Source organism: Acidovorax sp. Root219, assembly GCF_001428665.1.
In the GTDB taxonomy this organism is placed as follows: domain Bacteria; phylum Pseudomonadota; class Gammaproteobacteria; order Burkholderiales; family Burkholderiaceae_C; genus Acidovorax.
On record NZ_LMIJ01000004.1, the window covers coordinates 212370 to 223890 of the forward strand.

An 11521-nucleotide genomic window follows, 5' to 3' on the forward strand; every position below is an offset into this window, starting at 1 on the left:
AGCCACCACCTGGACCACGTTCTGCAGCGAGGGGATCTGCGTGGGCGACGTGCGGGTGCTGGAATTGCCAAGGCCCAGTTGCCCGCCATTGCCGTAACCCCACGACCAGACCGTGCCGTCGGCACGCAACACGAGGGCATGGTCGTAGCCCATGGAGATGGCGGGCTGCACAGCGTGGGCAGAAGTCATCGCAAAAGCACAGCACAGGGCAGCAGCACCCAGGGCAACGGCAGTGCTCAAAGGCTTTTTCGTCATCAGATGTTTCATCGGTTCCCTCAAAAAAGTAAAAAAGAAAGATTGGCTGGACGCTTGGCGCCTGATCGCGTGGGGCGGGAAAAGCCGTACCGCAACCTCCGGGAGCCGGACCGTGGCGGGATGCGCCCCGTGTGCCCCTCAGCCAGCCAGCGGCGCCAGGGGCACGAAGCGGCAAGCCGCAATGCGATGGCGACGAGCGTCAAGACAGCGCAAGGTACCCATGGATGGCTTCCTGCGCCCCACCCCGCAGGGGTGAGGGATTTCCCTGCTCCTGCGCAAAAATGGGGTGGATCGGCCCGACCCCTTGCAAGCCATCGGCACAACTGGAAGCGTGTTTGACACCCTTCCAATCACCCCATGTCTTGAAACGGCAACAAATGCCCGTATCATTAGCACTCACTGCAACGGAGTGCTAACACTCCCTTGTTGGATGGAGTTTGGTAGCGCCTGGCCCTGTTCAGGCGCTTCGTACTGTCGGTAATTTTTTGACCCAGGAGCAATGCAATGAATCTTCGCCCCCTGCACGATCGCGTGATCGTCAAGCGTATCGAAAGCGAAACCACGACCGCCTCCGGCATCGTGATCCCCGACAACGCCGCTGAAAAGCCCGATCAAGGTGAAGTGCTGGCCGTCGGCCCCGGCAAGAAGAACGACAAGGGCGAACTGCTCGCCCTGAACGTGAAGGTCGGCGACCGCGTTCTGTTCGGCAAGTACTCGGGCCAGACCGTCAAGATCAAGGGCGACGAGCTGCTGGTCATGAAGGAAGACGACCTGTTCGCCGTGGTGGAGAAGTAAAGCTGCTGCGCAGGCGCCATGCGTCGTTGCGCGGTGCTCGCAATCCTCATGTACAGGAAGTACGTTCCGGTTGCTGTGCTCCGTGCGCCTAGCCTGGCACCTGCTCGCTACGCTTTCCCCTCTCCCCCAAGCCAGTAATTGATTCAGTTAAATTTCAGGAGCTCCAAATGGCAGCAAAAGACGTAGTTTTCGGCGGCGAAGCCCGCGCACGCATGGTTGAAGGCGTGAACATTCTGGCCAATGCGGTCAAGGTGACCCTGGGCCCCAAGGGCCGCAATGTGGTGCTGGAGCGCTCGTTCGGCGCCCCTACTGTGACCAAGGACGGTGTGTCCGTGGCCAAGGAAATCGAACTCAAGGACAAGCTGCAGAACATGGGCGCCCAGCTCGTGAAGGAAGTGGCCTCCAAGACCAGCGACAACGCTGGTGACGGCACCACCACTGCCACCGTGCTGGCCCAGGCCATCGTGCGCGAAGGCTTCAAGTACGTGGCCGCCGGCATCAACCCGATGGACCTGAAGCGCGGTATCGACAAGGCCGTGACGGCCCTGGTGATCGAGCTGAAGAAGGCTTCCAAGCCCACCACCACCTCCAAGGAAATCGCACAGGTCGGCTCGATCTCGGCCAACTCCGACGAAACCATCGGCAAGCTGATCGCTGACGCCATGGACAAGGTTGGCAAGGAAGGCGTGATCACCGTGGAAGACGGCAAGTCCCTCGACTCCGAACTGGACGTCGTGGAAGGCATGCAGTTCGACCGCGGCTACCTGTCGCCCTACTTCATCAACAACCCAGAAAAGCAATCGGCCATTCTGGACAACCCCTTCGTGCTGCTGTTCGACAAGAAGATCAGCAACATCCGCGACCTGCTGCCTACCCTGGAGCAAGTTGCAAAGGCCGGCCGTCCGCTGCTGATCATTGCCGAAGAAGTCGAAGGCGAAGCCCTGGCCACGCTGGTGGTCAACACCATCCGCGGCATCCTGAAGGTCGTGGCTGTGAAGGCTCCTGGCTTCGGCGACCGCCGCAAGGCCATGCTGGAAGACATCGCCATCCTGACGGGCGGCAAGGTCATCGCTGAAGAAGTGGGCCTGACCCTCGAGAAGGTGACCCTGGCCGACCTGGGCCAGGCCAAGCGCATCGAAGTGGGCAAGGAAAACACCATCATCATCGACGGCGCCGGCGCTGCTGGTGACATCGAAGCCCGCGTCAAGCAAGTGCGCGTGCAGATCGAGGAAGCCACGTCCGACTACGACCGTGAAAAGCTGCAGGAACGCGTGGCCAAGCTGGCCGGCGGTGTGGCCGTGATCAAGGTCGGCGCTGCCACCGAAGTCGAAATGAAGGAAAAGAAGGCCCGCGTGGAAGACGCACTGCACGCTACCCGTGCAGCGGTGGAAGAAGGCGTTGTGGCCGGTGGTGGCGTGGCCCTGCTGCGTGCCAAGCAAGCTGTCGGTGACTCGGTCAAGGGCGACAACGCCGACCAGGAAGCCGGTATCAAGCTGGTCCTGAAGGCCATCGAAGCGCCCCTGCGCGAAATCGTGAACAACGCTGGCGGCGAAGCCTCGGTGGTGGTGAACGCTGTGTTGGCCGGCAAAGGCAACTACGGCTTCAACGCTTCGAATGACACGTACGGCGACATGCTCGAACTGGGCATTCTGGACCCCACGAAGGTCACCCGCACGGCCCTGCAGAACGCTGCCTCCGTGGCTTCCCTGCTGCTGACGACCGAAGCCATGGTTGCAGAAGCACCCAAGGACGAGGCCGGTGCCGGCGGCGGCATGCCCGACATGGGCGGCATGGGTGGCATGGGTGGCATGGGCATGTAATTGCCCGACCCGGCGCGGTGACCCGTTCACTGCGCTGCCAACCAGCAAAAAGCCCGCAGGCCTTACGGTCTGCGGGCTTTTTCTTTGGTGCGCAGCTAACTGCCGCGCAATGGCCGGAAGATTACTCTCCGCTCGGCTGTACCCACCAATAGATCAGCACCAGGACGCCGATGCCTGTGAACGACAACAACTGCCACCATCCCGAGCGGCCAATGTCGTGCAGACGGCGCGCACCCACTGCCAGCGCAGGCAGCAGCAGCGCAAGGGATGCAACGTTGCCGACGAGTTGGTGCACGATGCTGGCGACCACAACCACTATCACCTGGAACAGGGCGAACCACCAGAACTCCGAGCGCGGCGCCCGGCCGGTGAAGCCCGCGTACTGGCTGAAGCACGACTTGATAGCTTGAGCAAAATCCATGGAGAAGCCCTCTCTTGGTGAAATGTTGAGTACTTGCTGTTGCGGAGCGAATGCCCCTCTCCATGATAAGCGGCAAGGATGACCTCCCCAAAGCACGCCGCGGGCAGCGATCGAAACCGGCTTGCTTCAGCTGGCTTGCCGCAGCGCCTGCGTGGCCTGCGCCAGCTGCGTGATGCGCGCCCAGTCGCCCGAGCGCACGGCATCGGCCGGCGTGAGCCACGAGCCGCCCACGCAGCGCACATTGGGCAGCGCCAGGTAATTCGGCGCCGTGGCATTGGTGATGCCACCGGTGGGGCAAAAACTTACCTGGCCGAACGGGCTGGCCCAGGATTTGAGCAGCGGGATGCCGCCCACGGCCTCGGCCGGGAAGAGCTTGAGGAACTGGAAGCCATCGGCCAGCGCCTGCATGATCTCGCTGGAGGTGGCCACGCCCGGCAGCAGGGGCAGGTTCAGCCCCTTGCAGGCCGAGCCGACTGCCGAGGTGTAGCCCGGGCTCACGGCAAAACGGGCACCGGCCTCGCTCGCGCGGCGCGCATCCTCGGCATTGAGCACGGTGCCCACGCCCACCACGGCCTCGGGCAGCTGGCGAGCAATCGCCTCGATGGCGGGCAGGCCTGCGGGCGTGCGCAGCGTGACCTCGAGCACCTTGACGCCACCGGCGAGCAAGGCCTCGGCCAGCGGGATCGCGTCTTCGACACGGTCGATCACGATCACCGGGATCACCGGGCCGTAGCTGGCGATATCGAGGGGGTTCAGGGCGGGGGTTGAGGCATTCACAGCCATGTACAGGCTCCTTGTTCAGCGCCGCCCGCATGGCGGCGAAAGTTGGCAAACAGTTCACGCCCGAAGCCGGTGGCCACGGGCGCCTTGCATTCGTCAGGGGTGCGCGCGGCCCATTCGGCATCGTCCACCAGCACGTCGAGCGTGCCCGCCACGGCGTCCACGCGCAGCAGGTCGCCGTCGCGCACCTTGGCCAGCGGGCCGCCGCCCAGCGCCTCGGGCGTCACGTGGATGGCGGCCGGGACCTTGCCCGAGGCACCGCTCATGCGGCCGTCGGTCACCAGCGCCACCTTGAAGCCCTGGTTCTGCAGCACGGCCAGTGGCGGCGTGAGCTTGTGCAGCTCGGGCATGCCATTGGCGCGCGGGCCCTGGAAACGCACCACGGCCACCATGTCCTGCTGCACTTCGCCCGCAGCGAAGGCCGCGAGCAACTCCTCCTGCGAGTCGAACACGCGCGCAGGCGCCTCGATGATGTGGCGGTCTTCCGGCACGGCCGAAACCTTGATCACGGCACGGCCCAGGCGCCCCTGCAGCAGGCGCAGGCCGCCCGTCGGCGAGAACGGCTCGACCACCGGGCGCAGCACGGCCAGGTCGCCCGAAGTGGCGGGCGCCGGCGCACCACCGGCCGCGATGCCGCCCTCGTTCACGCTCAGCACGTCAGGGTGCATGAGGCCGTTGGCCAGCAGCTCGCGCAGGATCCAGGGCGGGCCGCCCGCGGCCTGGAACTGGTTCACGTCGGCATCGCCGTTGGGGTAGACGCGGGCCAGCAGCGGCACCACGGAAGACAGGTCGTCGAAATCGGTCCAGTCGATCAGGATGCCGGCGCTGCGCGCGATCGCCACCCAGTGGATCAGGTGGTTGGTGGAGCCCCCCGTGGCCAGCAGCGCGGCCATGGCGTTGACGATGCAGCGCTCGTCCACCACATGCGCGATGGGCGTGAAGCGCTTGCCGCGCTTGCCGATGTCGAGCACGGTGCGCATGGCCTGGCGCGTGAATTCCTCGCGCTCACCAGTCCCTGGCGGGGTGAACGCCGCATCGGGCACGTGCAGGCCCATGGCCTCGAGCAGCATCTGGTTGCTGTTGGCCGTGCCGTAGAAGGTGCAGGTGCCGGGGCTGTGGTACGCGGCCGATTCGGCCTTGAGCAGCTCATCCCGGCCGACCAGGCCCTGCGCGTAGAGCTCACGCACCTTGGCCTTGTCCTTGTTGGGCAGGCCCGAACCCATGGGGCCGGCGGGCACGAACACGCAGGGCAGGTGGCCGTAGTGCAGCGCACCGATCAGCAGGCCCGGCACGATCTTGTCGCACACGCCGAGCAGCAGCACGCCATCGAACACGTCGTGGGACAGCGCTACCGCAGTGGCCATGGCAATGGCGTCCCGGGAGAACAGCGACAGCTCCATGCCGGGCGTGCCCTGCGTCACGCCGTCGCACATGGCGGGCACGCCGCCGGCCACCTGGGCCATGGCACCGTGGCGCGCGGCCTCGTCGCGCAACAGCGCCGGGTAGCTCTGGTAGGGCTGGTGGGCCGACAGCATGTCGTTGTAGGCCGTGACGATGCCGATGTTGGGCGCCTTCTCGACCGTGACCTTGAACTTTTCGGAGCCCGGCAGCGCCGCGTAGGCATGGGCCAGGTTGGCGCAGCCCATGCGGTCCTGCGGCGGCTTGCGCTGGACCATGGCGTCGACCGTGGCCAGGTAGGCGGCGCGGGTGTCCTTGCTGCGCTCGATGATGCGGGCCGTCACGCGCGCTACGACTGAATGCATGGGATGCTCCATCGGGGGTGGACTTGGATAGTGGGGAAAAAGAGATTACAGCTCCAACGGGAGCCTCTAGAATGTAACTCGATAACCACCCCGGATCAAGCCAATGTCCCTGCAGACCCTGCTTTTGCCGCCCTCGGAACTGGGCGAATCGCCGTTCTGGCATCCCCATGAAACATCCCTTTACTGGTGCGACATCCAAGGAAAGCGGGTGAACGCCTGGGCGCCGGCCAGCGCGCAACTGCGCACCTGGGACATGCCCTCCGAACCGGGCTGTTGCGCCCCTGTGGCAGGCAAGAAACTAGTAATCGGGTTACGGGATGGTTTCTACCTGCTCGACACCACCAGCGGTGCCCTCACCTGCCTGGCGCTGCTGCCCGGCGATGTGCACGACACCCGCGTGCTGCGCCTGAACGATGGCCGCTGCGATTCGGCGGGCCGGTTCTGGGCTGGGTCGGTGATCAGCCCGCGCACGGCGCCCGACGCGGCACTGTGGCGGCTGGAGGCGGCGCCCGGCGGCTTTCGGGTGCAGAAGATGGCGGGCGAGAACTTCACCGCCAACGGCCTGGCCTTCAGCCCGGACGACCGCTGGCTCTACTGGTCCAACACACCCGAGCACCGCATCGACCGCTTTGCGTTCGATGCCGCCACCGGCAGCATCGAAAGCCGTGCGCCGTGGGCGACCTTCCCGCCCAAAGTGGCGGGCGAGCCCTATGGCGGCCGCCCCGATGGCGCGGCCGTGGACGTGCAGGGCAACTACTGGGTGGCCATGTACGAGGGTGCCTGCGTGCTGCAGCTCTCGCCCGCAGGCCAGGTGCTGCAGCGCATTGCCATGCCCGTGCAATGCCCCACCATGGTCTGCTTTGGCGGCGACGACCTGCGCACGCTGTACATCACCTCGGCGCGCGCCGGCCGGCCGCAAGCGGAACTGGATGCGGCCATCCCTGCCGGCTCGCTGTTCAGCCTGCCCGTGGAGGTGCCGGGCCTGCCCGTGAATTTCTTCCAGGCCAGCGCGGCGATGTGACCAGGAGAAGGGGGCGTCAGGGCGCGCGCTGCGCCCCCAAGGCCAGCAGCACGTCGTAGCAGGCGCCCATGTTGTGGTAATCGACCTTGCCGGCGTTGCTCTTCTCGCGCGTGTGGTTGAGGTTGCGCCCATCGAGGATGCGGAACCAGGCGCCGTGCTCGTGGTCCACGAAGTGCTGCCAGCAGTAGGCCCAGATGCGCTCGTACCAATCCCAGTAGCGCGGCTCGCCGGTGTGCACGGCCAGTACCGCAGCGGCGGCCATGCTCTCGGCCTGCACCCAGTGGTACCTGCCGTCGTCGCAGATGCTGCCGTCGGGCGCCATGCCGTAGACGATGCCGCCATGGGCGGTGTCCCAGCCCTTGTCCATCGCGGCATCGAACAGGAAGCGGGCACACGGCAGGTGCCAGGGCGCGGGCGCCAGCGCATCGAGCTGCAGCAGCAGCTTGGCCCATTCGGTCTGGTGCCCGACCTGGTAGCCCCAGGGGCGGAAGATGTTGCTGCGGTCGTGGCGGTTGTAGTCCCAGTCCACCGACCAGTCGGCGCGAAAATGCTCCCACACCCAGCCGCCAGCCAGCGCTGCCTGGCGCTGGCAGATGTTTTGCGCAAGCAACTCGGCGCGCTCGATGTAGCGCCGCTCGCCCGTGGCGCGAAAGGCCGAGATCATGGCCTCGCAGGCGTGCATGTTGGCGTTTTGCCCGCGGTAGTCCGCCAGGGCCCAGTCGCGCGTGGCCTCGTCGGCATAGAGGCCTTCGGCCGGTTGCCAGAAGTGCTGCTCGGCGGTATCGAAGGCCTCAGCCAGCCACTGCCGCGCCTCGGGCACGCCGGCCTCATGGGCCCGGGCATAGGCCAGCATCACGAAGGCCATGCCATAGCAGTGGCGCGTGGCGTCGAGCAAGGTGGCGTGGCCGCCATGCCAGTCGATCAGCCAGGCGTAGCCGCCGGTGGCCGGGTCGAGGAAGGCGGTGCGCAGAAACTGGAGCGCATGCTCCATGCCGTGGCGGTAGCGCGCCTCGCCGGAGGTCTTGAACAGCATGGCATGCGTGACCACGAAGCGCGTGGCGCTCACCAGGTGGCGCGTGCGCTCGTCGTAGACGGTGCCGTCGTCGAGGAAGAAGTGGTACATGCCGCCCCCCGCATCGGTGGCCACGGGCTCGTAGAACGCCATGGTCTGGCGGATGTGTGCGTGCAGGAATGCGGGCGAGCGGAAATCGGGTGGCTGCGGTGCGGTCATGGGCTTGTCTCCTCGTTGGGCCGCAGGGTACGGCCTGGGCGCCTCGAAGCGCCTCGTTGTGAAATGCAATAACGTGGCGCGGCGGCTCAGCCGCCGCGCAGGCGCGCCAGCAGGCCTGCCGTGGAGCCATCAAGCCCCGTGGCATCGCCCGAGGCCAGGCGCGATTCGAGGTCGCGCGCCAGCACCTTGCCCAGCTCCACACCCCACTGGTCAAAGCTGTTGATGCCCCACAGGCTGCCGCTCACGAAAACGCGGTGCTCCTGCAGCGCGATCAGCGCACCCAGCGAGGCCGGGGTCAGCGATTCGAGCAGCAGGAAGGTGCTGGGCCGGTTGCCCGGGAAGTGGCGGTGCCCGTCCTCGGGGCTGGGCTTGCCCACCATCAGCGCCTGGGCCTGGGCCAGGGCGTTGGCAAGCAGCTTGTTCTGGTGGCCCGGCAGCGGGTGCGCCGCCTGGCGCACGGCCACGATCTCCAGCGGCAGCACGTCGGTGCCCTGGTGCAGCATCTGGAAGAACGCGTGCTGGCCGTTGGTGCCGGGCTCGCCCCAGAGCACGGGCGAGGTGGCGTACGGCAGCTCCTGGCCGTCGGCCCCCACGCGCTTGCCATTGCTCTCCATCTCCAGCTGCTGCAGGTAGGCCGGCAGCCGGCCCAGCGCCGCGTGGTAGGGCGCAATGCAGCGGCTGGTGAAGCCATGGAAGTTGCGGTACCAGAGGTCGAGCAGGCCCAGGCGCACCGGCAGGTTGGCGGCCAGCGGCGCGGTGCGGAAATGCTCGTCCATGGCATGCGCGCCGGCCAGCAGCGCACGGAAGCCGGCAGCGCCGATGGCGATGGCGATGGGCAGGCCGATGGCCGACCACAGCGAGTAGCGCCCGCCCACCCAGTCCCAGAAACCGAAGGTGGTGGTGATGCCCAGGGCACCGGCCGCTTCCACGTTGGTGGTCAGCGCCGCGAAGTGGCGTGCCACGTCGCTGCCGCCCTGTGCGCCGAACCAGGCCAGCGCGGAACGCGCATTGGCCATGGTTTCGGCGGTGGTGAAAGTCTTGGAGGCGATCAAGAACAGCGTGCTCTCGGCCTTCAGGCCCTGGAGCACGCCATGCAGCTCGTGCCCGTCCACATTGGAGACGAAATGCAGGCGCTTGCCCGCAGCGCGAAAGGCATCGAGCGCGAGCACCGCCATGTGCGGCCCCAGGTCCGAGCCGCCGATGCCGATGTTCACCACGTCGGTGATGGCGGCATCGCCGCGCACCTGCTCGGCGTATTGCAGCATTGCGCCCAGCGTGCCATGCACCTCGGCGAGCTTCTGCGCGATATCGGGGCCGTCACCCGGCAGCGCCAGGCCCTCAGGGCGGCGCAGCAGCGTGTGCAGCACGGCCCGGCCTTCGGTGTGGTTGATGGGCTGGCCCGCGAACATGGCGTCGCGCTGCGCAGCAAGGCCACAGGCCTCGACCATGGCCAGCAACAGGGCTTCGGTGGGCCGGTCCCACAGGTTCTTGGAGAGGTCGGCGAACACCTCGGGGGCGGACTGACTGAAGTGCGCAAAGCGCTCTCCATCTTCGGCGAAGGCCTGCCGGAGGTCCAGCGCGCGCCCTTGCGCCTGGAACAAGGCCTGCAGCGCGGGCCACTGGGAAGTCTGGTCACAACGGAGGGGCATGGGAGAGCTACCTGGACAGGAAAATGGAAAACGGCGAGATAGTAACTTGATTACCAAAACAGGCTGGTACTTTTTTGTTGCAGACACAGTTTGGAACGCCAGTTGCTCTGCAGTCCTACACAAATCGATGTAACGTGATTACAATTTCGAGAGAAATGCACGACGACCAATGCACTGAATACGGAGACCCCATGAGTTTTGACCTTGTCCTGTTTGGCGGAACGGGCGACCTGGCATGGCGCAAGCTCATGCCGGCGCTGTTCCAGGCGTTTCGCCACGGAACGCTGCCCGAAGGGGGCCGCATCATCGCGGTCGCCCGTGACGAGCTCAGCCATGAACAATACCGCAGCCTGATCCAGTCGCGCTTCGACGGCGTGGACCTGGCCAAGCGCCCCACGCCCGACGAGTTCGAACGCTTCGGTGCCCTGCTGCACTACCTGCGCATGGACCTGTCGCAAACCCAGGACTATGCCCGCCTGGCCGCCATGCTGCACGAGCGCAACGCCGAGTCGGTGGTGATGTACGTGGCCACGGCGCCGAGCCTGTTCACCAATGTCTGCGAGCAGATCGCCGCCGTGGGCCTGAACGGCCCGACCACACGCGTGGTGCTCGAAAAGCCCCTGGGCCACGACCTGCGCTCCAACCAGGCCATCAACGACACGCTGCGCCGCGTGCTCAAGGAAGAGCAGGTCTTTCGCATCGACCACTACCTGGGCAAGCCCTCGGTACAGAACCTGTTCGCCATGCGCTTTGGCAACGCATTGTTCGAGCCCCTGTGGCGGCGCGAGACCATCGCCAACATCCAGATCACCATTGCCGAGGAACTGGGCGTGGAGACACGCGGCGCCTTCTACGACCAGACCGGTGCCCTGCGTGACATGGTGCAGAACCATGCCCTGCAGCTGCTGTGTGCCATCGGCATGGAGCCGCCCATCAACGCCAGCGCCAACGCCATCCGGGACGAGAAGCTCAAGGTACTGCAGTCGCTCAAGCCCTGGAGCGTGGAGACCATCGGCCAGCACGTGATCCGCGGCCAGTACGTGGCCGGCAAGACGCACGGTGCCAGCGTGCCCGGCTACCTGCAGGAAAAAGGCGTGGCCGCCGGCAGCACCACCGAGACCTTTGTCGCGCTGCGCACCGAGATCTCCAACTGGCGCTGGGCCGGCGTGCCCTTCTACATCCGCACCGGCAAGCGGCTGGCGGGGCGCGACGCGCACATCGTGGTCAACTTCCGCCCCGTGCCGCACCCGATCTTCCGCACCTCGGCCGGCGCGGCCAACCGCCTGGTGATCAACCTGCAGCCCAAGGACGGGCTGGAGCTGCACCTGCTGGCCCAGGGTGCCGCCCAGCACCAGACCGAACCAGCCCTGTCGCAGGTGTACCTGAACCTCGACTTCGACCAGCGCTTCGGCACCGAGCGCGTGGGCGCCTACGAACGCCTTTTGCTCGACGTGATCGCCGGCCGCCTGAACCTCTTCGTGCGCAGCGACGAGCAGGAGGAAGCCTGGCGCTGGGTAGAACCCATCCTGCAGCACTGGCGCAACGATGCACTGGGCCCACGGCCCTACACGGCCGGCAGCTGGGGCCCGAGCGCCGCCAGCGCGATGATCGCGCGCGACGGCTACTGCTGGAGTGAGGAGGTCTGACGCTCTTCGCGCTGCCCCACAACGAAAAAAGGCTCCCGTTGGAGCCTTTTGTCATTCATGCCGGGTTGCGGCATTGGGGGGAAACACTTCCACATGGTGGCGGCACCCACGACCGTGAGATACCACCACCATGGGAAGGC

Annotated in this window: 9 protein-coding genes and 1 pseudogene; 4 read left to right on the forward strand and 6 right to left on the reverse strand. The window is 66.2% G+C overall.

Translation table 11 applies throughout. From position 1 onward, the window contains the following. Positions 1-189 (reverse strand): annotated as a pseudogene (locus ASE28_RS31165) (RCC1 domain-containing protein); the annotation flags it as partial. Between the two features lie 570 nt (positions 190-759). Between ASE28_RS31165 and ASE28_RS05460 the strand changes: the two are divergent. Then, entirely contained in the window at positions 760-1050 is a 291-nt protein-coding gene (locus ASE28_RS05460; protein WP_057200209.1) for a co-chaperone GroES, read from the forward strand. A 167-nt stretch (positions 1051-1217) separates the two neighbouring features. Continuing rightward, positions 1218-2870 (forward strand): chaperonin GroEL, encoded by a 1653-nt coding sequence (gene groL / locus ASE28_RS05465; protein WP_007854022.1) that lies wholly within the window; start codon positions 1218-1220, stop codon positions 2868-2870. A gap of 121 nt (positions 2871-2991) precedes the next feature. On the opposite strand, the gene ASE28_RS05470 is transcribed toward groL, so the two are convergent. The 3 genes from ASE28_RS05470 to edd all read right to left on the reverse strand — a co-directional run bounded on the left by ASE28_RS05470 (position 2992) and on the right by edd (position 5834). Continuing rightward, the gene (locus tag ASE28_RS05470; protein ID WP_057265262.1) at positions 2992-3291 is read right to left on the reverse strand and encodes a DUF805 domain-containing protein; all 300 of its coding nucleotides are present in this window, start codon (positions 3289-3291) and stop codon (positions 2992-2994) included. A 126-nt stretch (positions 3292-3417) separates the two neighbouring features. Continuing rightward, on the reverse strand, positions 3418-4074 hold the full coding sequence (locus tag ASE28_RS05475; RefSeq protein WP_057265264.1) for a bifunctional 4-hydroxy-2-oxoglutarate aldolase/2-dehydro-3-deoxy-phosphogluconate aldolase: 657 nt from the start codon (positions 4072-4074) through the stop codon (positions 3418-3420). Then, positions 4065-5834, reverse strand: coding sequence for a phosphogluconate dehydratase (edd, locus tag ASE28_RS05480; protein WP_057265266.1), 1770 nt, complete (start codon positions 5832-5834; stop codon positions 4065-4067). The genes ASE28_RS05475 and edd overlap by 10 nt, the downstream gene beginning before the upstream one ends. Positions 5835-5937: 103 nt before the next feature. Between edd and ASE28_RS05485 the strand changes: the two genes are divergently transcribed. Then, positions 5938-6855: an SMP-30/gluconolactonase/LRE family protein gene (locus tag ASE28_RS05485; RefSeq protein ID WP_057265268.1), complete on the forward strand. Its 918-nt coding sequence runs from the start codon at positions 5938-5940 to the stop codon at positions 6853-6855. Positions 6856-6871: 16 nt separating this feature from the next. On the opposite strand, the gene ASE28_RS05490 is transcribed toward ASE28_RS05485, so the two are convergent. Beyond that, a complete protein-coding gene (locus tag ASE28_RS05490) occupies positions 6872-8086 on the reverse strand; it encodes an AGE family epimerase/isomerase (protein ID WP_057265270.1) in 1215 nt (404 codons plus the stop codon). Positions 8087-8172: 86 nt separating this feature from the next. Next, complete coding sequence (gene pgi, locus ASE28_RS05495) at positions 8173-9735, reverse strand: glucose-6-phosphate isomerase (RefSeq protein ID WP_057265271.1); 1563 nt, start codon at positions 9733-9735, stop codon at positions 8173-8175. Between the two features lie 191 nt (positions 9736-9926). Between pgi and zwf the strand changes: the two genes are divergently transcribed. Beyond that, on the forward strand, positions 9927-11381 hold the full coding sequence (zwf, locus tag ASE28_RS05500; protein WP_057265273.1) for a glucose-6-phosphate dehydrogenase: 1455 nt from the start codon (positions 9927-9929) through the stop codon (positions 11379-11381). Positions 11382-11521 lie beyond the last annotated feature (140 nt).

Excerpts from the sequence above, each read along its gene's own strand:
- ASE28_RS05460 (WP_057200209.1), top strand. The coding sequence starts at position 760 with ATGAATCTTCGCCCCCTGCACGATCGCGTGATCGTCAAGCGTATCGAA.
- groL (WP_007854022.1), top strand. The coding sequence starts at position 1,218 with ATGGCAGCAAAAGACGTAGTTTTCGGCGGCGAAGCCCGCGCACGCATG.
- ASE28_RS05470 (WP_057265262.1), bottom strand. The coding sequence starts at position 3,291 with ATGGATTTTGCTCAAGCTATCAAGTCGTGCTTCAGCCAGTACGCGGGC.
- ASE28_RS05475 (WP_057265264.1), bottom strand. The coding sequence starts at position 4,074 with ATGGCTGTGAATGCCTCAACCCCCGCCCTGAACCCCCTCGATATCGCC.
- edd (WP_057265266.1), bottom strand. The coding sequence starts at position 5,834 with ATGCATTCAGTCGTAGCGCGCGTGACGGCCCGCATCATCGAGCGCAGC.
- ASE28_RS05485 (WP_057265268.1), top strand. The coding sequence starts at position 5,938 with ATGTCCCTGCAGACCCTGCTTTTGCCGCCCTCGGAACTGGGCGAATCG.
- ASE28_RS05490 (WP_057265270.1), bottom strand. The coding sequence starts at position 8,086 with ATGACCGCACCGCAGCCACCCGATTTCCGCTCGCCCGCATTCCTGCAC.
- pgi (WP_057265271.1), bottom strand. The coding sequence starts at position 9,735 with ATGCCCCTCCGTTGTGACCAGACTTCCCAGTGGCCCGCGCTGCAGGCC.
- zwf (WP_057265273.1), top strand. The coding sequence starts at position 9,927 with ATGAGTTTTGACCTTGTCCTGTTTGGCGGAACGGGCGACCTGGCATGG.